18 protein-coding genes and 3 tRNA genes are annotated in these 21774 nt (G+C 60.2%); 6 read left to right on the top strand and 15 right to left on the bottom strand.

Going from position 1 to position 21774, the window contains the following annotated elements:
- Positions 1–14 precede the first annotated feature (14 nt).
- Both jag and NQ490_RS07080 read left to right on the top strand, forming a co-directional pair.
- Positions 15–1106, top strand: coding sequence for an RNA-binding cell elongation regulator Jag/EloR (jag, locus tag NQ490_RS07085; RefSeq protein ID WP_259951717.1), 1092 nt, complete (start codon positions 15–17; stop codon positions 1104–1106).
- Between the two features lie 186 nt (positions 1107–1292).
- Entirely contained in the window at positions 1293–2405 is a 1113-nt protein-coding gene (locus tag NQ490_RS07080; RefSeq protein ID WP_050764755.1) for an Ig-like domain-containing protein, read from the top strand.
- A 931-nt stretch (positions 2406–3336) separates the two neighbouring features.
- Here the strand turns inward: NQ490_RS07080 and NQ490_RS07075 are convergent.
- From NQ490_RS07075 to aroD, 11 genes are all read right to left on the bottom strand, one after another.
- Positions 3337–3408: transfer RNA gene (locus NQ490_RS07075), tRNA-Glu, on the bottom strand.
- Positions 3409–3501: 93 nt separating this feature from the next.
- A tRNA-Met gene (locus tag NQ490_RS07070) sits at positions 3502–3578 on the bottom strand.
- Positions 3579–4071: 493 nt separating this feature from the next.
- The gene (serS, locus tag NQ490_RS07065) at positions 4072–5379 is read right to left on the bottom strand and encodes a serine--tRNA ligase (RefSeq protein WP_007048479.1); all 1308 of its coding nucleotides are present in this window, start codon (positions 5377–5379) and stop codon (positions 4072–4074) included.
- A gap of 36 nt (positions 5380–5415) precedes the next feature.
- Positions 5416–6300 (bottom strand): ParB/RepB/Spo0J family partition protein, encoded by an 885-nt coding sequence (locus tag NQ490_RS07060; protein ID WP_007048480.1) that lies wholly within the window; start codon positions 6298–6300, stop codon positions 5416–5418.
- 13 nt (positions 6301–6313) lie between these two features.
- Positions 6314–7078, bottom strand: a complete 765-nt coding sequence (locus NQ490_RS07055) for a ParA family protein (RefSeq protein ID WP_007048481.1) — start codon at positions 7076–7078, stop codon at positions 6314–6316.
- A gap of 409 nt (positions 7079–7487) precedes the next feature.
- Positions 7488–8426, bottom strand: coding sequence for a ParB/RepB/Spo0J family partition protein (locus tag NQ490_RS07050; RefSeq protein WP_007048482.1), 939 nt, complete (start codon positions 8424–8426; stop codon positions 7488–7490).
- A gap of 124 nt (positions 8427–8550) precedes the next feature.
- Positions 8551–9255 carry a 16S rRNA (guanine(527)-N(7))-methyltransferase RsmG gene (rsmG, locus tag NQ490_RS07045; RefSeq protein ID WP_007048483.1) on the bottom strand — a complete coding sequence of 235 codons (705 nt, stop codon included), beginning with the start codon at positions 9253–9255 and terminating at the stop codon, positions 8551–8553.
- Entirely contained in the window at positions 9248–11140 is a 1893-nt protein-coding gene (gene mnmG, locus NQ490_RS07040; protein ID WP_007048484.1) for a tRNA uridine-5-carboxymethylaminomethyl(34) synthesis enzyme MnmG, read from the bottom strand. Before mnmG ends, rsmG begins: the two co-directional genes overlap by 8 nt.
- 30 nt (positions 11141–11170) lie before the next feature.
- Positions 11171–11635 (bottom strand): hypothetical protein, encoded by a 465-nt coding sequence (locus NQ490_RS07035; protein WP_007048485.1) that lies wholly within the window; start codon positions 11633–11635, stop codon positions 11171–11173.
- 15 nt (positions 11636–11650) lie between these two features.
- The gene (mnmE, locus tag NQ490_RS07030; protein WP_259951711.1) at positions 11651–13042 is read right to left on the bottom strand and encodes a tRNA uridine-5-carboxymethylaminomethyl(34) synthesis GTPase MnmE; all 1392 of its coding nucleotides are present in this window, start codon (positions 13040–13042) and stop codon (positions 11651–11653) included.
- Between the two features lie 279 nt (positions 13043–13321).
- Positions 13322–14050: a type I 3-dehydroquinate dehydratase gene (gene aroD / locus NQ490_RS07025; protein WP_259951709.1), complete on the bottom strand. Its 729-nt coding sequence runs from the start codon at positions 14048–14050 to the stop codon at positions 13322–13324.
- 135 nt (positions 14051–14185) lie between these two features.
- Between aroD and NQ490_RS07020 the strand changes: the two genes are divergently transcribed.
- Positions 14186–15058: a patatin-like phospholipase family protein gene (locus tag NQ490_RS07020; protein WP_007048491.1), complete on the top strand. Its 873-nt coding sequence runs from the start codon at positions 14186–14188 to the stop codon at positions 15056–15058.
- A 51-nt stretch (positions 15059–15109) separates the two neighbouring features.
- Here NQ490_RS07020 and NQ490_RS07015 read toward each other — a convergent pair whose 3' ends face one another.
- Positions 15110–16093, bottom strand: coding sequence for an alpha/beta hydrolase (locus NQ490_RS07015; RefSeq protein ID WP_007048492.1), 984 nt, complete (start codon positions 16091–16093; stop codon positions 15110–15112).
- A 474-nt stretch (positions 16094–16567) separates the two neighbouring features.
- On the opposite strand from NQ490_RS07015, the gene NQ490_RS07010 reads away from it, so the two are divergent.
- Positions 16568–16644, top strand: a tRNA-Arg gene (locus NQ490_RS07010).
- A gap of 245 nt (positions 16645–16889) precedes the next feature.
- Here NQ490_RS07010 and NQ490_RS07005 read toward each other — a convergent pair.
- On the bottom strand, positions 16890–17129 hold the full coding sequence (locus NQ490_RS07005) for a hypothetical protein (RefSeq protein WP_007048494.1): 240 nt from the start codon (positions 17127–17129) through the stop codon (positions 16890–16892).
- 388 nt (positions 17130–17517) lie between these two features.
- Here NQ490_RS07005 and istA point away from each other — a divergent pair, with 388 nt between their 5' ends.
- On the top strand, positions 17518–19056 hold the full coding sequence (istA, locus tag NQ490_RS07000; RefSeq protein ID WP_007048496.1) for an IS21 family transposase: 1539 nt from the start codon (positions 17518–17520) through the stop codon (positions 19054–19056).
- Positions 19057–19058: 2 nt separating this feature from the next.
- Positions 19059–19799: an IS21-like element helper ATPase IstB gene (gene istB, locus NQ490_RS06995; protein ID WP_040918849.1), complete on the top strand. Its 741-nt coding sequence runs from the start codon at positions 19059–19061 to the stop codon at positions 19797–19799.
- Positions 19800–19892: 93 nt separating this feature from the next.
- On the opposite strand, the gene NQ490_RS06990 is transcribed toward istB, so the two are convergent.
- Complete coding sequence (locus NQ490_RS06990) at positions 19893–20099, bottom strand: hypothetical protein (protein WP_407084115.1); 207 nt, start codon at positions 20097–20099, stop codon at positions 19893–19895.
- Complete coding sequence (locus tag NQ490_RS06985; RefSeq protein ID WP_007048499.1) at positions 20077–21774, bottom strand: DNA cytosine methyltransferase; 1698 nt, start codon at positions 21772–21774, stop codon at positions 20077–20079. The genes NQ490_RS06990 and NQ490_RS06985 overlap by 23 nt, the downstream gene beginning before the upstream one ends.

Here is a 21774-nt window from a genome sequence, read left to right as displayed (position 1 = left end):
AAGGAGGGAGAAGCATGCGCAGCATTGAAATGAGTGCCCGCACCGTGGAGGACGCCGTAGCGGCGGCCTGCGAAGCGCTGGGTGTAGATCGTGACGATCTGAACGTAAGCTATGAAGTCCTGGAATTCCCTGCCCGCAAACTGTTCAAGACCATCCCTGCCAAGGTCCGCGTAAAGGTGGAGGAGCCGGAGGACACCACCCCCGAGACCCCCGCAGAGGCCCCTGTGGAGGCCGCACCGGCGCCGGTGGAAGAAACCCCGGCCCCGGCCGCAGCGCCCGCTCAGGAGGCCGCAGCGCCGGCCCAGGAGGCGGCAGAGGCCCCGGCTGACGACGCCGAGGTGGCGCTGGACATCGACGCCGACCCCCGTCTGCAGGCGGCGGTGGACTATCTGACGCCCATCTTCAAGCTGATGGGGGTGGAGGATTTCACCTTCTCGGCGCTGAAGAAGGGGGAGGCCACCATCCTGCGGGTGAGCGGCAGCCACATGGGCGCGCTGATCGGCCGCCGCGGCGAGACGATGGAGAGCCTGTCCTACCTGGCCAGCCTGGTGGTGAACCGGATGGAAGGCCCCTACGTGAAGCTGGGCCTGGACGTGGGCGGTTACCGCGGCAAGCGGGAGGACGACCTGACGGCGCTGGCCAAGCGGATCGCCGACCGTGTGATCCGTACCGGCTGCTACTACGAGATGGAACCCATGAACCCCTATGAGCGGCACATCATCCATACGGCGGTGGCGGACATCGAAGGTGTCCGCAGCGAGAGCAAGGGCGAAGGCCCCAGCCGCCGCGTGGTGATCTATTCCACCGATCCCAACGCCAGCAACCTGCCCGACCGTGACAACGCCCGGAATGCCCGGGGCGGACGCCGGGAGGGCGGCCGTGGCCGTCGGGATGGCCGTGGTCCCCGTCGGGAGGGCCGTGGCGGCCGGAATGGCCGCGGACCCCGCCGCGAGGGCGGCAGCCGCTACGGCGGGCCGAAGTCCAGCGTGCCGGGCCGCGAGTTTGCCGACACGCCCCGGGATCCCAACGCCCAGCCCATGGCGCCCAAGGCTACCGAGCACATCCATGACGGCGACGACTTCGCCTTCGGCAAGATCGAGCTGTAAGCCCAGCTACTTTTCTTGAAAGAAAGGTAGCAAAAAAACTTTCCACCAACAACGGACCCCGTGGGGAAAACCCCGCGGGGTCTTTTTGTTTGGAAAAGATGGTCGGGTGTGCTATAATAGAAGAAATTTTCAACAAGGATGTGGAAAACTCCGCTGCCCGGCGCGGCGAAGGGAAAGGAGCAAACCATGCACTTTGCAAAGAAACTGACGGTACTGACCCTGGCGGCGGCGCTGCTGCTCACAGGGTGCGGCACCAGCATCACCGGGGTGAGCCTGTCCCTGCCCGATACCATGGAGCGGGGCACCACGGCGGCGGCCACGACGGAATACGCCTACAGCGGGGCGACCCCCGAGCAGGCAGCAGCGGAAAAACTGGCGGACAAGCTGGGCCTGAGCTGGACGTCCAGCGATCCGTCGGTGGTGGCGGTGAGCGCCGACGGAACGCTGTCGGCGGTGAATGCCGGCACGGCGGAGGTGGCCCTGTCCAGTGCGGACGGCAAACTTTCGGCCAGCGGGACCATCACGGTGGTGGTCAGTCCCACGGCGCTGACCATGCCCGAGACCCTGACCCTGACGGTGGGGGAGGAACCCCAGTCGGCGGCGGCCACGGTAGAGCCGGCGGATGCCACCGACCAGACCGTTACGTATAGTTCCTCCGATGACAGCATCGCCGCCGTGGATGCGGCGGGCCTGGTCACGCCGGTGGCCGCAGGGGAAGCCACCATCACAGCCACGCTGGGGGACCTGGAAGCCCGCTGCACCGTAACGGTGGAGGAGATGGCTGCTGAGGAGGAAGCGCCCTCAGAGAGCGGGGAAGCCACCAGTTCCGGCACCACAGCCCAGAGCGGCGGGGCGGCCAGCGGCAGCACCGAAAGCGGTGCCGCTGCACAAGCGCCGGCGGCCAGCACGGCCTATGGGGCCATTCCCTTTGACTTGGCGAAAGGAAGCGGCATCTGGTGGTACATTGATTCCAGCGACTCTGCATACAGTGCAGTGGTGGAAAATATCAACGCCTACCGGGCCGCAGTGGGAGTGCCTGCCCTGACAGTGGATTCCGGTCTTTCAGAGATCGCAAAGTCCCGCTGCAGTTCCATGGTAGATACAGGTCTCACCCACGATGGCGCACAGACAACGGAAATTATCGGGCAGAACGCCTCCTCCGCGCAGGCAATTGTGGATGCCTGGGCCAACAGTACAGATCATTACAACGCTATGGTGTCCACCCAGTTCACCAAATGCGGTGTGGGGTGTTATTTCAACGAATACGGTTGGACTTACTGGTGCGTGACCTTCGGTTGATGCCGATTGCAGAAAGAACAGAATGCAGAAAGCCGGGAGCAACGCTCCCGGCTTTTTCTGTCTGTGTGGGGAATCTCCCGCAAACGAACGGCTACTTAGTTGTCAACAATTTTTGAGGGCTGTAGGGCGGGGTCTTGACCCCGCCCTGCTCCCGGCAGCGCCAACCTTCCCGCGGGCCGCCCTGTTCTTGGATTTTTCCCGGCAGATTGTTTCTTCCGTTGACCCGACGGGAATCTCCCCCGGGCCGCCCTGTACCGGGCGCGGGCACCCCGCATCAGGCTGCGCCCCTTGGGGCGGGACTTGCCTTCTGCGGCCCGCGGCCCTGCTCCGGCTCCCTGCATCCGCCGCAGGCGGCGGTCGCCTGCGCAGCAATTCCCGTACGGAAGCATAAAAATAACCCCCCAGCTGTAGGGCGGGGTCTTGACCCCGCCGCTCTCCCGGCAGCGCCAACCTTCCCGCGGGTTGCCCTGTTCATGTTTTTCCCCGGCAGAACGCTTCTCCCGCTGACCCGACGGGAATCTCCCCCGGGCCGCCCTGTACCGGGCGCGGGCACCCCGCATCAGGCTGCGCCCCTTGGGGCGGGACTTGCCTTCTGCGGCCCGCGGCCCTGCTCCGGCTCCCTGTATCCGCCGCAGGCGGCGGTCGCCTGCGCAGCAATTCCCGTACGGAAGCATAAAAATAACCCCCCAGCTGTAGGGCGGGGTCTTGACCCCGCCGTGCTCCCGGCAGCGCCAACCTTCCCGCGGGTTGCCCTGTTCCGGGGGTTCCCGGCAAAATGGCTTCTCCCGTTGACCCGACGGGAATCTCCCCCGGGCTAACCAACAGTCCACTGGACTGTTGGTTCCGGCGCTGCGGCGCCGTCGCCCTTTTCGATTCCTCGTACGGAAGCATAAAAATAACCCCCCAGCCTAAGCTGGGGGGATTATTTTTATGACCCGTACGGGAATCGAACCCATGTTACAGCCGTGAAAGGGCCGTGTCTTAACCGCTTGACCAACGGGCCGTATAGAATACAAGATTTCGCTAAAACAGCAAGCAACCCACCGGCCACTATTGCAACCGGTCCCCAAGTATTTTAGCGAAACCTTGTAATCTGTGGTAGCGGTAACTGGATTTGAACCGGTGACACTTCGGGTATGAACCGAATGCTCTAGCCAACTGAGCTATACCGCCACATTTGCTGCGCCCTATCAAAAAGCGCTCTATTATTATACAAATTGGGGGGCTTTCTGTCAAGTAGTTTTTGCAAATTTTTTTGAAAAATACCCCCTCCCTGTCGTTTTTTCCGCCGTTGCCGTGGAAAACCCACCAATCTCCCACAAGGTTTTCAACATTCCTGTTGAAAATGTCCTGAAAAACTTCCGCAAACCAAGGCGACTACTTTTCCACCGCACCGTGGAAAACTCTCCCGTTTCTTCATACAAAAAAGGCATGGTCAAAAGACCATGCCTTTTGTTTGGAATTTCTTTGGTTCTTTCTTTGCAAGAATCCATCGGCATCGGCGGACATGTGCCGACCGATGCCGATACTTCTAGAGCAAAAAAGCCGCGTTCAAGTCGCCAGGTATGGCATGCGAACGCGGCTTTTTGCGATGGTGGGTGTCCAAGAGGGAGGTGCAGGAGACGCGGCGCAGCCGCTGAATCCGAACCTCCCTTTTGAACAGGAATTACTTGTGGTTGGGCACCAGCAGCGCCTTGCCGCCCATGTAGGGGCGCAGCACCTCGGGGATGGTGACGGTGCCGTCCGCCTGGAGATGGTTCTCCAGGAAGGCGATGAGCATACGCGGCGGGGCCACGCAGGTGTTGTTCAGGGTGTGGGCCAGCTGGGGCTTGCCGTTCTCGTCCTTGTAGCGGATATGCAGGCGGCGGGCCTGGGCGTCGCCCAGGTTGGAGCAGCTGCACACCTCGAAGTATTTCTGCTGACGGGGGCTCCAGGCCTCGATGTCGCAGCTCTTGACCTTCAGGTCGGCCAGGTCGCCGGAGCAGCACTCCAGCTGACGGACGGGAATCTCCATGGAGCGGAACAGCTCCACCGAGTTATGCCACAGCTTGTCGTACCACATCATGCTGTCTTCCGGCTTGCAGACGACGATCATCTCCTGCTTCTCGAACTGGTGGATGCGGTAGATGCCGCGCTCCTCGATGCCGTGGGCGCCCTTCTCCTTACGGAAGCAGGGGGAATAGCTGGTCAGGGTCAGGGGCAGCTTGGCGCCGTCCAGGGTCTGGTCGATGAACCGGCCGATCATGGTGTGCTCGGAGGTACCGATGAGGTAGAGGTCCTCGCCCTCGATCTTGTACATCATGGCGTCCATCTCGGGGAAGGACATGACGCCCTTCACCACGTTGCCGTGCATCATGAAGGGCGGGATCACATAGGTGAAGCCTTTGTCGATCATGAAGTCCCGGGCGTAGGCCAGCACCGCTTCATGCAGGCGGGCGATGTCGCCCAGCAGGTAATAGAAGCCGTTGCCCGCCACGCGGCCGGCGGAATCCAGGTCGATGCCGTCGAAGCTCTCCATGATGTCCACATGGTAGGGGATGGGATAGTCCGGCACCACCGGCTCACCGAACCGCTGGACCTCCACGTTGTGGCTGTCGTCGGGGCCGATGGGCACGCTGGGGTCGATCATCTGGGGGATGGTGTACATGATCTCCTGGATCTTGGCCTGGAGCTCGGTCTCCTTGGCTTCCAGTTCCTTCAGACGGTCGGCCTGGGCGGTGACCTGCTTCTTCACTTCCTCGGCTTCGGCGGCCTTGGCGGGATCCTTCTTGGCCTGGCCCATCAGCACGCCGATCTGCTTGGACAGCTTGTTGCGGTTGGCCCGCAGGTCGCTGGCCTCACCGATGGCGGCGCGGTACTCGGCGTCCAGGGCGATGACCTCGTCCACCAGGGGCAGCTTGGCATCCTGGAACTTCTTGCGGATGTTCTCCTTGACGGCTTCGGGATTTTCACGGACAAAGCGAATGTCTAACATACTGTAACACTCCTCGATATTCTATGGAATGGGGATTCAGGATTCGGGATCGTACTGGCCCAGCAGGCTGACGAACTTCTGGAGCATCTCGTCGCTGTAGAAGTCGATCTTCAGGCTGCCCTTGCCGTCCTTGTAGTCCACATGGACCTCGCTGCCGGTGACTTCCTTCAGCGCGGCCTCCACCTCCACCGCCCGCTTGGGACGGGTGAAGGGATCCGGTTTGGGTTTGGGGGGCTTCGGCGGCTTGGCCAGCTTCTTGCACAGCGCCTCGGTCTGCCGCACGTTGAGGCCCTTGTCGATGATCTCCTGGGCAGCGGTGCGGATGAGTTCCTCGCTGGGCAGGCCCAGCAGCACCTTGGCGTGGCCGAAACTCAGAGTTCCGGCGCTGACCTGGGCGCGGACCTCCTGGGGCAGGGCCAGCAGCCGCAGAGAGTTGGTCACGGCGCTGCGGCTCTTGCCCAGGCGTTTTGCGGCGGTCTCCTGGGTGAGGCCGTACTTTTCGATGAGCTGACGGCAGCCCTCCGCCACTTCGATGGGGTCGAGATCCTCCCGCTGGAGGTTCTCGATGAGGGCCAGGGCGGCGGCCTGCTCGTCGGTGACATCCTTGATGAGCACCGGCACCTCGTCCAGTCCGGCCAGCCGGGCTGCCCGCCACCGGCGCTCCCCGGCGATGATCAGATACCCGGTGCCGATGCGCTTGGGCCGCACGGCGATGGGCTGCAAAAGACCGTTCTCGGTGATGCTGGCGGCGAGCCCCGCCAGGGCGTCGTCGTCGAACTTCTTGCGGGGCTGGTCGGGGTCAGGCTCGATCTCCCGCAAGGGCAGGGTGGTGACGCCGGCGGAGTCGGCGTCGGTCTCGGGAAGGTCGGCAAACAGGCTGTCCAGCCCTTTGCCCAGACCTCCCAGCTTGCGTTTGGCCATCGGCGTACCTCCTTTATCGTTCGTTGTTGTTCAAGAATTCCCGGGCCAGTTCCATGTAGGCTTCGCAGCCCTTGCCGTTGGGCTCGTAGAAGTTGATGGGCATGCCGAAGCTGGGTGCCTCGCTAAGACGCACCGACCGTGGGATGACGGCCTTGAAGACCTTGTCGCCGTAATACTTTTTCACCTGGGCCACCACCTGCATGGTCAGGTTGAGCCGCCCCGAATACATGGTGAAGAGCACGCCCTCGATGTCGAGATAGCGGTTGTACTTCTTGCGCACGGTCTTGAGGGTGTTCATCAGGTCGGTGAGCCCCTCCAGGGAGTAATACTCGCACTGCAGGGGGATAAGCACGGTGTCGCAGGCGCACAGGCCATTGATGGTGAGCAGGTCCAGGGAGGGCGGGCAGTCGATGAAGATGTAATCGTAGAGGGGCACCACCGGCGCCAGGACAGCCCGCAGGCGCATCTCGCGCCGGGGAATGCTGACCAGTTCCACCGCCGCGCCCGCCAGCTGGGTGTTGGAGGGCAGCAGATCGGCGTTGTAGTCGGTCTTGACGATGGCATCCCGGACGTCGTCGTCATCCATGAGGCAGGTGTAGACGTCGGCGTCGATCTTGTTTTTGGAGACACCGTAGCCGGAAGTGGTGTTGCCCTGGGGATCCAGGTCCACCACCAGCACTTTTTTGCCCAAGGCGGCCACGCAGGCGCTCAGGTTGACGGCGGTGGTGGTCTTGCCCACGCCGCCCTTCTGGTTTGCTACCGCGATGACTTTTGCCACGGCGTTTCCTCCTGTTTTTGCACAAATTTGGCCCGCAGAACGGGTCCAGGACCTATTATAACACAGCTTTGGGGGTTTAAAAAGGGGTTTTGCCATAAAAAGTGCCCCGGAAATGTTCCACGTGGAACATTTCCGGGGCGGGGGAACGGATTTTCTTCCTTCTTTGCAAAGAAGGAAGCGAAGAAACTCTGGAACAGGGTTAGATCGAAAAAAGGGAAGACGGCGGCAAAACCTTCTGCTGCGATGGCCGTGAGATTCTCCGGCGGAGTCGAGACCCCGCCCTACATTTTGCGGGAACCGGGACGGAGAAGCGAGGAGTGTACCTTGCGGGGGCCACAGTTATGCGGGGTATATGGTTGGAGTTTCTTTGCCTACTTTCTTTGTAAAGAAAGTAGGGGAAAACTGCAAACTATAATAACTGCACGGCGAAATCTTCCGTTTGGTCGGTATCCGTGGTGACGGGAGCGGACGCCGGAACTGCCGGGGATTCCGCCACAGTCGTGGGGGCCGCGGCAGGCGCTGCCGGGGCGCCGGGGGCCACCCGGCCGTCGCTGCCCACCGGAATGCGCACAATGTATTCCAGGCACCCGTCCTTTTTGTCGCAGCTGGTGGTGGCGGCGATGCCCTTCTGGGTCATCAGGTCCACTGCGTGCTGCAGCGTGTTCACGAAAAACCGCACATCCCGCACCATGGGGATGGTCTTGCGGCAGGGACTGGGTCCCTTGGGGGCGGCCAGCATGCTCTCCACCAGCTTGTCGGCCTGGCGGACGCTGAGATTGTCCCGTGCGATCTTTTCCAGCGCCGCTGTGCGGCGGCCCTCCGGCAGACGGAGCACCGCCCGGGCATGGCGCTCGCTGAGATGGTTGGCCGTGCACAGGTCCTGTTGCTCCGGCGTCAGGGTCAGCAGCCGCAGCTTGTTGGCCAGGGCGGGCTGGCTCAGCCCCAGACGCCGGGCGGCCTCGGCCTGGGTGCAGCCCCATAACCGGATGACCTCCTTGATGCCTCGGGCGGTGTCGAAGGGGTCCAGCTGGCTGCGCTGGAGATTCTCCAGCAGCCCCAGGGCCGCCGACTCGCTGTCGTCGAAGTCCGCCAGGATGGCGGGGATCTTTTCCAGCTTGGCCAGCCGGCAGGCCCGCAGCCGCCGCTCGCCCGCCACCAGCTGGTATTTGCGCAGCCCCACCCGCCGCACGCTCACCGGCTGGAGCAGCCCGTTCTGCAAGATGCTCACCGCCAGGGCGGCGATCTCCGGCTCGTCAAAGGCCGTGCGGGCCTGGTAGGGGGACGGCTCGATGCTGTCGATGGGCAGCAGCAGCACGCGGCCCGGCTTCTGGGGTTCTTTTCTGGACACGATGGTTTCCTCCCTGCGGTCTATGTAAAAAAGAAATGTGCTATGCTTCTACAAAAAAGCATAGCACATCGCAGGGAAAACCGGAACAAAAATCGTTCGCCCGGATTTTGGATATTTCGCGCTGTTACAGCGGTTTTTTTGCAATTTTTCCGCCGTTCCGGGGATAAACCGTCGGAGTCTGCGATATTTTTTCACAGACCACCAGCCCCCGGGCGCTGCCGTCCGGCAGGGTGAAGGTCCGTGTCTCCCGATACTGACCGCCCAGCTTTTTCAAGGCGTTGGCCGCGGCTTTGGCTTCGGCGTCGGCCTCGGGGCCTTTCAGGGCGATGAACAGCCCGCCCTGGCGTACCAGGGGCAGACAGTATTCGCAGAGCACCGGCAGCGCCGCCACCGCCCGGGCGCAGGCCACGTCGAACTGCTCCCGCCAGATTTTGCGGGCGGCTTCCTCGGCCCGCTCCTTGGCGAACTCGATGCCGGTGAGGCCCAGCTCGCCGCAAAGATATTTGAGAAAATCCACCCGCTTGCCGGTGGGCTCCATGAGGGTGAGCTGCAGGTCGGGTTTGTAGATCTTGGCCACCACGCCGGGGAAGCCCGCGCCGGTGCCCACGTCCACCAGTTTGCCCGTCACTTCGGGCTGGGCGGCAAAGAGCAGACTGTCGGCAAAGTGGCGGTCCTCGATTCCCTCGGGGGAGGTGATGGCCGTGAGGTTGACTTTTTGGTTGTAGTCCACCAGCAGTTCGGCGTAGCGGTCCAGCAGGTCCAGCTGGGCAGGGGAGAGAGCAATGTTCCACGTGGAACATTTTTGAGCCAGGCGTTCTTTGTCAATCATGGTGTTCCTCTTTCTGTTGGCTGCGGGTTTTCAGCAGGGCGATGCTCAGCTGGGCCAGGTCGCTGGGGGAGACCCCCGGGATCCGTCCGGCCTGGGCCAGGGTGCGGGGCCGGATCTTGGAGAGCTTCTCCCGGGCTTCCAGGGTCATCGTCTCGATGGGCGCGTAGTCAAAGTCCTCGGGAATGGCCACCTGCTCGTGGCGCTGGATGTCCCGGATGATCCGCTCCTCCCGGGCAATGTAGCCGGCGTAGCGAATTTCCGTTTCGATGCGCTGGGCCATGGCGGGGGTGACCCCCTCGCCCCGGCCGATCACCGCGGCGATCCGCTCGTAGGTCACGGCGGGACGCCGCATGAGTTCCGCCGCCGTGCCGCCGCTCTCGCCCAGCTCGGTGCCCTCCGGCACCACCGCCCGCAGGTCGGCCAGCTTGATGTGGGCGTTCTCCAGCCGTTTCAGCTCCGCCTGCTTGATGTCCCGGTCCCGGCAGAAGACCGCCCAGCGCTCGTCGTCCACCAGACCGTACTCCCGGCCGATGGGGGTCAGGCGCTCGTCGGCGTTGTCCTGCCGCAGGGACAGCCGGTATTCGCTGCGGCTGGTCATCATGCGGTAGGGGTCCATGACGCCCTTGGTGACGAGGTCATCCACCAGGGTGCCCAGATAACTGGTGTGCCGCGCCAGCACCAGCTCGGATTTGCCCAGGGCATGGCGCGCGGCGTTGAGCCCCGCCAGCAGCCCTTGGGCGGCAGCCTCCTCGTAGCCGGAGGTGCCGTTGAACTGCCCGGCGCCGTAGATGCCCGCCACCACCTTGCTCTCCAGGGTGGGTTTCAGGGTGGTGGGGTCCACGCAGTCGTACTCGATGGCGTAGGCCGGGCGCATGATCTCCAGATGCTCAAAGCCCACAATGGTGCGGTACATGGCGTTCTGCACGGCTTCGGGCAGGCTGGAGGACAGCCCCTGAAGGTACATCTCCTCGGTGTCCTCGCCGCAGGGCTCCACAAAGACGGGGTGGCGCTGCTTGTCCTTGAAGCGGACCACCTTATCTTCGATGGAGGGGCAGTACCGCGGCCCCACGCCCTGGATGTCGCCGCCGTAGAGGGGAGAGCGGTCCAGGTTGTCCAGGATGACCTGGTGGGTCTGGGGGTTGGTGTAGGCGATGTAGCAGTTGACCTTGTTGTGCATGGGGGTGCGGGTCAGAAAGCTGAAGGGCTGGAGCAGCTCGTCGGGGTCGCCGGGCTGGCATTCCAGCTTGGAGAAATCAATGCTGCGGCGGTGGACCCGGGCGGGGGTGCCGGTCTTGAACCGGCGCAGGGTGAACCCGTGGCTCACCAGAGATTTCGTCAGCTGGGTGGCGGCGTGGGTGCCGTCGGGGCCGCCGTCGTAGTGGGCTTCCCCCACAAAGATGCGTCCGCCCAGGGTGGTGCCGGTGGCGATGACGCAGGCCTTGCAGCCGTAGTAGCCGCCCAGGGCCGTCACCACGCCCACGATGCGGCCGTCCTGCACGTCCACCCCCACGATCTCCGCCTGGTGGATGTCCAGGTTGGCGGTTTTCTCCAGGGCGTGCTTCATCCAGATGTGATACCGCTTGCGGTCGGTCTGCACCCGCAGACTGTGGACAGCGGGGCCTTTGCCCCGGTTGAGCATCCGGCTCTGCAGAAAGGTGGCGTCGGCGGCAATGCCCATGAGCCCGCCCAGAGCGTCCACCTCCCGCACCAGATGCCCCTTGGCCGTGCCGCCGATGGACGGGTTGCAGGGCATGTTGCCGATAAAGTCCAGCGTCAGGGTGAAGACCGCGGTTTTCGCGCCCAGCACCGCCGCCGCATGGGCGGCCTCGATGCCCGCGTGGCCCGCGCCCACCACAATGACGTCATAGTTTCCCAGAATATCCATAAATGTATGTTTCCCTCTATTGAAAATGTGTTACCCCTTCTCGGGCAGGATGCCCTCGGTAAGAACCTGATACCGGTGGTAGTTGTCGGGGTCCACCAGCACCGGCATGGTGGTCCGCCCGTCCAGATAGGGCGTGGGGTCAAACCACAGGCTGTCGCTGTCAAAGACGTAGACCTTGCCGTCGGCAGGGTTCCGCGCCTGGCATTGGAGCACCAGAGGACACCGGCCGTTCACCCGCACCCGGGTGTCGAACTGCACCCCCAGGATGTCCGCCTGGATGGTGCGGCCGTTGTCGTCCAGCCAGCGGCGGAGCCGCCGCGTCCGGGACAGGGACGCCAGCATCCCCACGCCGATGAAGAAAAAGAGGATGCCCACCGCCGCAAAGGCCAGCAGGACCGGTTCCCGGATGGCCAGCGTCAGCCCGGTGCCCAGCGCCGTAAAGACCAGCCCGATGAGCAGAAAGACCGTACTCAGAATTTTCAGAGCCTTTTCCACAGAAAATCCCCCCTGTTATTTGCCCACACAGAAGGTCTCGAAGACCTCGTCGATGGTGGCGTCGGCGGCGTCCTCGCCGGTGAGGTCGCAGAGGGCCTGCAGGGCGTCGGTCAGGCAGACCGCCACCGCGTCCAGCCCGAAGCCGTCCTGTTCCGCTTTCAGTGCCTCCGCCACGGCGTCCCGGGCCCGGGTGGCTGCCGCCAGCTGCCGGGCGCTGCAGAGCTGCCCCGCCCGGGGGTCCAGCTTCGCCGTGCCCAGCAGATCCGCCACCGCCGCCGAAAGGGGCTGCAGACTGGCGGCGTCCTTGGCACAGAGGGTCAGCACCTGTTTGAAATAGGGCGCCAGCAGGTCCCGGGCTGCCTCGGTGGATTCCGCCAGGTCCTGCTTGTTCAGGATGGCCAGCGCCGGGCGGCCCTGGCAGCGGCGGGCGATGTCCAGATCGGATTCCTCCAGGGGCTGGGCGGCGTCGAAGACCGCCAGCACCAGACCGGCCTCGTCCAGCTTCTTCCAGCTGCGGCGGATGCCCTCCGCCTCGATGGCGTCGCCGTCGGCGCCCACCTCCCGGACCCCCGCCGTGTCAAAGAGATTCAGCCGGATCTCCCCCAGCTGCACCGCCTGCTCCACGATGTCCCGGGTGGTGCCCGCCACCGGCGTGACGATGGCCCGGTCAAACCCGGCCAGTAAGTTTAAAAGGGTGCTCTTCCCCACGTTGGGGCGGCCCAGCAGCACGCAGTCCACCCCGTGGCGGAGCACCGCCCCCGCGCCGTAGCCGGCGATGAGGTCGTCCAGCTCGGCTTTCTGGGTGAGCAGCGTCCCGGTGAGGGCCGCGTCGGACAGTTCCGGCACGTCCTCCTCGGGGTAATCCACCCAGGCCGTCAGATGGGCGTTGAGACTTTGCAGCGCCGCCTGGATGGACCCGATGCGTTTGGCCAGCCGTCCGTCCAGGGCGGATTTTGCCAGGGCTGCCCCCTGCCGCCCGTTGGCCGCGATGACTTCCATGACGGCCTCGGCCTGGGTCAGGCTGAGCTTGCCGTGTTCCAGAGCGCGGCGGGTGAATTCACCCGGCCCGGCCGGTGCCGCCCCCGCCAGCAGCAGCGCTTCCAGCAGACCCTCCGCCATGGCCGTGCCGCCGTGCACCGACAATTCGATGACGTCCTCCCCGGTGTAGGAGTGGGGCGCCCGGTAGAACAGCGCCACCGTCTCGTCCATCTCCTCGCCGCGCAGGGTGTAATGCCCCAGCATGGCGGTGTAGCCCTTGGCCTGGGCCACCCGGCGGCCCTGCCGCACCGGCACAAAGACTTTCTCCACAATGGGATAGGCGTCGGGACCCGATACCCGGATCACCGCAATGCCGCCCTCCCCCGGCGGGGTGGCCAGCGCACAGATGGTCTGTTCCAAACGGTCCATAGATAGCTCCTTCTACATATTATATAAGGATGGGTGTTGTTGAAGCGGAAAGTTTGGGTGCCTCCCTGCTGCCGTTTATCCGTAGGGCGGGGATTCTTCCCCGCCGCGAGGTGTCGCGGTGACCGTCAAATTGTCCGGCGGGGTCAAGACCCCGCCCTACAGCTGGGCAAAATAAGGCAGATACCCAAGCACCGGGATGCCTCCGCAGTATGGTGGTTGCAACCTTCCGGTTTATTTGTTTGGAGTTTCTTTGCCTACTTTCTTTGCAAAGAAAGTAGGTTATCCCAGATCCCCGGCGGTGAGCAGTTTGGCCCGGAGATTGGCGGCCGGGGGCTGTCCCGGCGCGCTGGCCGCCGACAGGGTCCCGAAGGTGGCCGCGCTGCCGAACGGCCCGCCGCAGTACCGGGTGGCCGCGCCGTCCCGGCCCATACTCATGGTGATGAGCACCGCCTCGGGGCGCTCATCGTGCACTTCCGCCGTGGCCAGCAGCAGCGCCGCCGCGTCGGCCCGGCTGTGGGGCATCACCGCCAGCTTGGCGATGTCCGGCCCCGCGTCCAGCATGCCGTGCAGCGCTTCCACCATGGCGTGGCGGTCCGGCGTGCCGTCAAAGTGATGCTCGCTGAACAGCGCCGCCGCCCCCGCCCGCTTCGCCGCGTCCCGCAGGGTCCGCACCACCGCTGCGTCGGTGCGCCACTCAATGTCCAGGGCGTCCACGCCCCCCTGCTGCAGCAGCGCCAGCCCGGCGTCCCGGTAATCCGAGGCGTCCAGCGCCGCTTCGCCGCCCTCCCGGGCCGTGCGGATGGTCACGATCAGCGGCTTTTGCACAAGCCCCCGCACCATCCCCAGCGCCGGCAGCCAGTCCCCCACGCGCAAGGGGTCCAGCCGCAGCTCCACCAGGTCCGCCTCCGGGGCGGCCTGGGCGGCCTTCGCCTGGGCTTCCAATTCATCCAGAGCATGGGCAAACAGCGGAATGATGATGCGCGGGGTTTCGGGGTTCAGTTGCAGCATAGCGGGCGCTCCTTTGTCGTACAGACGGCTTTTTGTTGTATTGTACCACAATTTAAAAAAACTGTAAATTCGCGGCTTTCCGCTTGCGGCAGGCCCCGCGGCGCGCTACAATAGAAGGATACAGGAGGCATTGCTATGGAAAACTTCACAATGCCGCAAAGCGCCGCCCTGCTGCTGGAGGGCGGTTCGCTGCGCGGCCTGTATACGGCCGGGGCGCTGGATACGCTGATGGAGGAAAATCTCTACTTCCCCGCGGTGGCGGGGGTCAGCGCGGGGGCGCTCAACGGCGTGAACTATCTGGCCCATCAGCCGGGACGGTCGGCCAGCATCAATCTGCGCTACCGCCGCGACCCGAGGTACTTCGGACTCATGGCGGCGGTGAAGGGCGGCAGTCTGTTCGGGCTGAACTTCATGCTGCGGGACATCCCCCAGTCGGTGCCCTTCGACAGCGATACCTTTTATCATGGCGGCCAGCGGATGGTGGCGGTGGCCACCTGCGTGGAGACCGGCAAACCCGCCTACTTTGAAAAGGGCAAGACCGACTTCGATTTCCTGGAAGCGGTGCGGGCCTCGGCCAGCCTGCCGCTGGTGTCCGCCCCGGTGCGCATCGGACGCAACCGCTACCTGGACGGCGGCTGTTCCTGCCCCATTCCCCTGCACTGGGCGCAGAAGGAAGGCTTTGAAAAGACCGTCATCATCACCACCCGGCACAAGGGCTTCCGCAAATCCCTGCCCGGCCAGCGGATGGTGAACCTCTACGACGATTTCTACGGCGACAAGACCCTTTTCCTGGCCACCCTGCTCACCCAGGAAGTGCGGTATAACGCCCTCATGGAGGAGATCGACGCCCTGGAGGAGGCCGGCAAACTCTTTGTGCTGCGCCCGGCCGAACCCATCGAGATCGGCCGCTTCGAGAAAAACACCGAAAAACTGCTGGCCCTCTACAACCGGGGCCGCCGCGAGATGCGGGAACAGCTCCCCGCCCTGCGGGCCTATCTGGAACAATGAAAACCGCCGGACACCGGGTTTTGCCCCGTGTCCGGCGGTTGTTTGGTTGTATCACTGGGAGTTGGTCCCGGCGGGGTTCTCTGCCGGGTGCAGGCAGCCGTCCAAAAATTCCGTCACGGCTTTCTCGTAGGCGGGAATGTCCACATAGTAGGCCACCGCGTGCCCCGCGCCGGGGATCGTCACCAGACGCTTGGGGCTGGCACAGGCATCAAAGTTCTCCCGGCTCATCTCGCAGGGCACGAAGTTGTCCGCCTCCCCGTGGATGAACAGGATGGGAACGGTGGCCTTGGCCACCGCCTGACGGCAGTCGGCGTCCTCGGGATCGAACCGCCCGTAGAGCAGCGTGCCCAGCCGCCCGATGGTGTAGACCGGCCCCACCGGGACCCGCGGCAGATTGGCTTTCAGCACCTTGCGGCAGATGTCGTGGGGGCTGGTGTAGCCGCAGTCCGCAATGATGCCCCGCACCGTTTCGGGCAGGTCCAGCCCGCTGGCCAGCAGCACGGTGGACGCCCCCATGGAAACCCCCATGAGAAACAGCGGTACCTGAGGCCCGAAGTGCTTGTACGCCCAGTAGGCCCAGGCCCGGCAGTCGTACCGTTCCTTTACCCCCATGGTGATGGTGTGTCCCCCGCTGGCGCCGTGGCTGCGCTGGTCGGGCAGCAGGACATTGTAGCCCAGGCGCTTGCACAGGGTGTAACCGCCCATGCCGTCCCGGCGGGCAAACCCCTTGTACCCGTGAAAGATGATCGCCACCGGCGCCCCGTCGGCATGGTGATAATACCGCGCCGCCAGCAACGTGCCGTCGTCCGCCGTGATCTGGATGCTTTCATAGGGCGCGGCGGCCAATGCCTCGGCATCCTGTTTCAGCTGCGCGCCGTAGGGCAGCGTTCTGGCCAGCTCCTCGGCGTGGGTGTCCTCCGGCTCCGCCGCATGGTAGAACCAGACCCGGTAAATCCCATAGGCCGCCCCCAGCAACGAAGCGGTCGCTGCGGCCGTGGCTGCCGCCCCGGCTGCTATCAGATGACTCTTTTTCATATGTAATACCTCGTGTGGAGCCAGACAAGTGCTCCAGGACTCAGTATAGCAAAATTGGAAAAATTGTGCAATGTTGTGTGCTGTCACCGGGGACTTTTCTGTCCGCGGTCCGCAAAACAGACCACAACCATAAGTGTGCCACAAAAACTAAAAGATGGTTTTTCACTGCACCACGAAAAAAAGTCCCCGCCCACAAAAAAAGCATTTGCATTTTGCCGCAGGATTTGGTATACTATATAAGTTCCCGATACAGTGGAACAAAAAATCATGTGCGGTCGTAGCTCAGCTGGATAGAGCGTTGGACTCCGACAACTGTGGCACGTTAGGCAATCGGGAAGAAATTGCTCGGCATAACGTGAAAAAGCAGACGCATCACCCGGTGGTCTGCGGTAGACTGACCACGAATTGACCACCAACCCGATTTTCACAATTTTATACGATGAATCTCGTCCCAGCGACGATTTTCATACATGTGCGGTCGTAGCTCAGCTGGATAGAGCGTTGGACTCCGACTCCAAAGGCCAGAGGTTCGAATCCCCCCGGCCGCACCAAAAAAGGTCGCTGTATTGCAGTACAGCGACCTTTTTTATTTTGTCACGGCTTAGTGCTTGTCAATCCATCTTTTGACTATGTACGCGGTAACATCAGCCATGACAGACACGGCAAACTGATAAGATAGCTCATGGAATCTCCTTTCCGTGCTGGTTTTGTACATCGGGCAGCACGAGAGCTATTTTATCAGTTTTTGTTTTTATGGGAAGATTTCGGATTTCGAACCGCAAAAGTTTGTAAGAAGTTAATGCAATTCAAATTCTTCTTTTAGAAGATTTACCAGAAAAGTCGCAGTCTCTTTATCAAATTGAATTGACTGGCTGATCTTTTCGGGATTTTCGCGATCTATACGACCATAAGTGTCAATCTGTACATACTTTTCGCCATCCATTTCGAATACTGTGTATGCTGCGTGTACTTTCTCATGGATAGTGTTTCGGTTCTTCTTGATCTTTTTAATATTATCCAAGCTAATTTGAGCCATAATTATACCTCTCCGTTCTGACCTTTTATTTCCTGTTCCAACTTTGCAAGTCGGTCATCACGCACTTTCTTTTTAAGCTCACACTCCCATACCGTCAGAACCTTCCATCCTATTTCAGTTAGTAATTGGGAATTCAATTTGTCTCTCTCTGCATTTCTGAGTATTTTAGGCCGCCAATATTCCTGGTTGGAAGAAGGCCAGACAAACCTAGGACAGTTATGCTTGTGCCATGAATACACCGCCTGAAACGGTGCCCTTAGACCGCACGAATGGTGCAGCCAAACCGCTAAAATGGTGCATGGTCACCGCAGCCATGGTGCATTGACAGGATGGCCACTAAAATAGGTTTAGCATCGTCAGATGCAAATTCAATTTAGGAGGCCTTACCATGGTCAATCACAAAGAGATCCTTCGGCTCAAAAACCTGGGACTCACAAACCGGGAGATCGCAGATGCTGCAGGCTGCGGCCGCAACACGGTCACACGCACATTAGCCCGTGCTCGGGAGCAGCAGCTTGGCTGGCAGCAAGCGCAGTCCATGTCGCAGCAAGAAGTCTCACAGAATCTATTTCCACTCGAAACAAAGGGTTCTGCCTACAAGATGCCGGATTACGAATGGGTACACCGAGAGATGCAGAAGAGCGGCGTTACCCTGAGCCTGCTGTGGGTGGAATACTGCGAGCAGTGCCGTCAGAACGGAGAGCTGCCCTACAAATCCACCCAATTCAACAAGTACTACGCAGACTATGTCCACAAAACGAAAGCCACCATGCATCTGGAGCACAAGCCCGGCGAGACCATGCAGGTGGACTGGGCGGGCCAGACGGCGGCGCTGGTGGACACAGACACCGGGGAGCGGCTGGACGCCTACCTGTTTGTAGCGGTGCTGCCATACAGCGGCTACGCCTACACGGAGGCCTTTCTGGACATGAAGCAGGAGGCCTGGATTACCGGTCATGTCAACGCCTACCGGTATTTCGGCGGGGTCACTCGCATCCTCACGCCGGACAATCTCAAGACCGGTGTGGTCAAGAATTCCCGGACGGAAACGGTGCTCAACAAGGCCTATCAGGAGATGGCGGAGCACTACGGCACCGCCATCCTCCCAGCCCGGCCCCGCAGCCCCAAGGACAAAGCCTTTGTGGAGGGCTCCGTGGGCGTGGTCTCCACCTGGATCCTGGCAGCCCTGCGTAACCGCCAGTTCCTGTCCCTCACAGAACTGAATCAGGCCATCCGAGAGAAGCTGGAGACCTTTAACCACAAGCCCTTCCAGAAACGGGAGGGCAGCCGTGCAGCTTGTTTTGCGGAGGAGAAACTGTTCCTGCTGCCCCTCCCGGCTGCACCGTTTGAGTTGGCGGTCTGGAAGGTGGCCACGGTCCAATATAACTATCACATCAGCATGGAGCGCATGAACTACTCTGTGCCGTATGAATACATCAAGCAGCAGGTGGATGTGCGCCTTACCCGGACTACCGTGGAAATCTTCTTTGCAGGGACTCGCATCGCTTCCCATCTGCGGCTCCAGGGCCGTCCCAACCAGTACAGCACGGTGGAGAGCCATATGCCGCCGGACCACCAGGCCTATCTGCAGTGGAACGGCGAGCGTTTCATCCGCTGGGCGGAACAGATTGGCCAGCACACCGCTGCTGTGGTACGGGTTTTCCTCTCCGCCCACAAGGTGGAGCAGCAGGGCTACAAGTCCTGCATGGCCCTGCTGAAACTGGCGGATCGCTATTCCCCTCAGCGACTGGAGATCGCCTGCCGGAAAGCTCTTTCTTACACCACTTCCCCCAGCCTGAAAAGCGTCCAGTCCATCCTGAAATCCGGGCAGGACAAGCTATTGGATGAGGATGCTCCGGCCAGGCTGGAAGAGCCCAAAGCCCATAAGTTTACCAGGGGCGCCGGCTATTACAAGAGGGGGGAATGACCATGCTGAGCAATGAAACGGTACGAAAACTGCATGAAATGCGCCTGGGCGTCATGGCGGAGGCCTTCTCCGCCCAACTGGAGGATGCGCAGTTCCAAGCGGTGTCCTTTGAGGACCGCTTTGCCATGCTGGTAGACGCAGAGTGGAGTGCCCGAAAAAGCAACCGCCTAACCCGGCTCATCCGCAACGCTGGCTACGCGGACCCCGCCGCCTGTGTCGAGAATATTGAGTACCACCCGGAACGAAAGTTGGACCGGGAGCAGATCCTGCGCCTTGCCTCCTGTGCTTACCTCCAGGAAGCACACAATATCATCATCCTGGGAGCCACCGGAGCCGGAAAGACCTACCTGGCCTGCGCCCTTGGTATGGCCGCCAACCGCAGTTTTTACTCTGTGCGGTACATCCGTCTGCCGGATTTGCTGGTGGAGATCTCCGTAGCCCGGGCCAACGGAACCTACCGGGACTACATGAAAAAGCTCAGGAAAGAGAAGCTGCTTATTCTGGACGAATGGCTGCTCTACCCCCTCAAGGAGGCAGAGGCCCGGGATGTGCTGGAACTGGTAGAGGCCCGAAACAAGGTGGCCTCCACCATCTTCTGTTCCCAGTACGACACCAGCGAGTGGCACGAGAACCTGTACGACCCTACCCTGGCCGACGCTATCTGTGACCGTATAATCTATAACGCCTATACCATCCAGATCGAGGGCGAATCCATGCGTAAGCGCAAGGGTATCCCCGAGTAATCCCCTGCATGGCGGTCCGGTGTACCACGCCTGCGGCCGCCATGCACCATTTCTGCGGAATGGGTGCACCATTCCAGCGGTGGCGATGCACCATCATCTGCGGTCAAGCTGCACTTTTGGGGCGGCATATGCATGCCAGAAACAACCATTCACAAAAATAACTGTTTTGTATTTAGGCAATACAATATCCGGACATCCTGGAAGGGTACGGACATTTTTCCGATATCGAAATCCCTTTGAAAATAAATATTTTCGCACAATTTCCTCTGGCTTAGAATTAGTGCTGCGGATATGCGACATGTTTATGCTGCGAATTTCTTTTGTGTGATTGTCTGCCATTTCCTTTTGTGCAGTTCTTTTTTGCGTCTGCATTACGTTTTTTGGAAAGGATTTTCGCAAGTTTCTTTGCGATAGCTTTTGCCATAATTGGGGGCACCGCATTTCCAACCTGCTGGTATTGCTTATCCTTAGAGCCATAAAAGACAAAGCTGTCTGGGAATGTCTGCAGTCGAGCAGCTTCGCGAATACTGATTGCTCTATCGTGTTCCGGGTGTATCCACATCGATTTTCGCACGTTCACTACCGTACCGCTTGGTTCATCATATTTCAGCCGCTGGTAAATCGTGTTTTGAGTTCTTTTCGCATCGGTATAGGTATTGGTTTTAAGAGAATCGTCGAGACAATGAAAATTTTGTCCCGGTTTTAATGCTCGAAACCGTTCAAGAGCTGTATCCGTTGTTTTCGTTACTATATGGTTATGAAGAACGGGAGAGTCTCTTAATGTTGACGCTAATTCGCTTAAATTTTCCGCCTTTGGCAGCACGATTCCTTGCTTATCTTCAGCAAGAGTATACACAGGCTTAATATCTTCCAAATCGCCAATTGCATCTTTAACCGTACGATACTCGTCTGCATCGTATGATCCCTTGGGAAGCGCAATTTTTTCTGAAATATCACGCTTAATTCCGATCACAACGAAACGCATTCTCTTTTGAGGAGCTCCATAATCTGCTGCACAGAGCACATCGCTGTAAATGACATAATTGTTTTCTGGTGCAGTCAAAATGTCCTTAAGATAATCGTAAACAGCAAAGGACCGAATTTTGGCGGCTAAGTCAGATCCCTGTACATATTCATCTACAATAATGTTGTTTTGAAAAATTTCTTGTGCTTTACTCAGCATCCGCTGAATCATAACAGAGGGTTCAATTTTGCTTTTGATTTCATCTGCTGGAAGGGTCCCATCATAGTATGCTTTGATTGCTGAAAATGCCTTTCGTGCTTCTTCGGCAATATGATCATCACCTTTTAAGTTGGTATATGTTTCGATTAAAGATTCCAATTTCTTTTTGTGATGGTCTAAGGCATTTATCATTTTAGAAATGTTTTTCGCAGACTTATAAATGACATTTAGCTCAAAGTAGTCGGCTTCCGGCCACAGATATTGATTGATGAGGTTTTCGTCTTTCACAATATCAATTGCGCCGTCGAATAAGAAGGCACCGTCCAAAAGATGAAGAAATGTATCCTTAACAGGAATATTGCAGCGCTTAACGATTTCTTCATCTCCCTTTTCCATATAAAAGCGATGTACTTCCGATTTAAGCATGCTTACGTTTTCCATCACAAAGGCTTTGGGCTGAAGTTCTAAAATGGCCCTTAAATACTGCTTTACAAGCTTGTTGTTTTGGCTGATTGCATGGTTTTTTTGACGATTTGCATTTGAAAAGCCCTGACATGGAGGCCCCCCAATAACAACGTCAATCTTTCCGTATCGGCGCACAATATCGGCATAATCGGCAGCACATACGTCACCTTGTACTTCGACACCTGTATGATTCTTTTTATATGTTTCCTGCATATAGGGGCTGTTTTCAAACGCTACTTTAATATCATACTTTTTGGTTTGAAGAAACCCTAGACTCAGTCCCCCCGCACCACTAAAAAGATCAACTACTTTATACCTATAATCCAT

This window comes from Subdoligranulum variabile (assembly GCF_025152575.1).
GTDB lineage: Bacteria > Bacillota > Clostridia > Oscillospirales > Ruminococcaceae > Gemmiger > Gemmiger variabilis.
Note: the sequence above shows the minus strand (reverse complement) of the source record. Positions and strands in the feature narration are given on the sequence as shown.

Excerpts from the sequence above, each read along its gene's own strand:
- jag (WP_259951717.1), top strand. The coding sequence starts at position 15 with ATGCGCAGCATTGAAATGAGTGCCCGCACCGTGGAGGACGCCGTAGCG.
- NQ490_RS07080 (WP_050764755.1), top strand. The coding sequence starts at position 1,293 with ATGCACTTTGCAAAGAAACTGACGGTACTGACCCTGGCGGCGGCGCTG.
- serS (WP_007048479.1), bottom strand. The coding sequence starts at position 5,379 with ATGTTAGACATTCGCTTTGTCCGTGAAAATCCCGAAGCCGTCAAGGAG.
- NQ490_RS07060 (WP_007048480.1), bottom strand. The coding sequence starts at position 6,300 with ATGGCCAAACGCAAGCTGGGAGGTCTGGGCAAAGGGCTGGACAGCCTG.
- rsmG (WP_007048483.1), bottom strand. The coding sequence starts at position 9,255 with ATGATTGACAAAGAACGCCTGGCTCAAAAATGTTCCACGTGGAACATT.
- mnmG (WP_007048484.1), bottom strand. The coding sequence starts at position 11,140 with ATGGATATTCTGGGAAACTATGACGTCATTGTGGTGGGCGCGGGCCAC.
- mnmE (WP_259951711.1), bottom strand. The coding sequence starts at position 13,042 with ATGGACCGTTTGGAACAGACCATCTGTGCGCTGGCCACCCCGCCGGGG.
- aroD (WP_259951709.1), bottom strand. The coding sequence starts at position 14,050 with ATGCTGCAACTGAACCCCGAAACCCCGCGCATCATCATTCCGCTGTTT.
- NQ490_RS07020 (WP_007048491.1), top strand. The coding sequence starts at position 14,186 with ATGGAAAACTTCACAATGCCGCAAAGCGCCGCCCTGCTGCTGGAGGGC.
- NQ490_RS07015 (WP_007048492.1), bottom strand. The coding sequence starts at position 16,093 with ATGAAAAAGAGTCATCTGATAGCAGCCGGGGCGGCAGCCACGGCCGCA.
- NQ490_RS07005 (WP_007048494.1), bottom strand. The coding sequence starts at position 17,129 with ATGGCTCAAATTAGCTTGGATAATATTAAAAAGATCAAGAAGAACCGA.
- istA (WP_007048496.1), top strand. The coding sequence starts at position 17,518 with ATGGTCAATCACAAAGAGATCCTTCGGCTCAAAAACCTGGGACTCACA.
- istB (WP_040918849.1), top strand. The coding sequence starts at position 19,059 with ATGCTGAGCAATGAAACGGTACGAAAACTGCATGAAATGCGCCTGGGC.
- NQ490_RS06990 (WP_407084115.1), bottom strand. The coding sequence starts at position 20,099 with ATGTCGCATATCCGCAGCACTAATTCTAAGCCAGAGGAAATTGTGCGA.
- NQ490_RS06985 (WP_007048499.1), bottom strand. The coding sequence starts at position 21,774 with ATGGATTATAGGTATAAAGTAGTTGATCTTTTTAGTGGTGCGGGGGGA.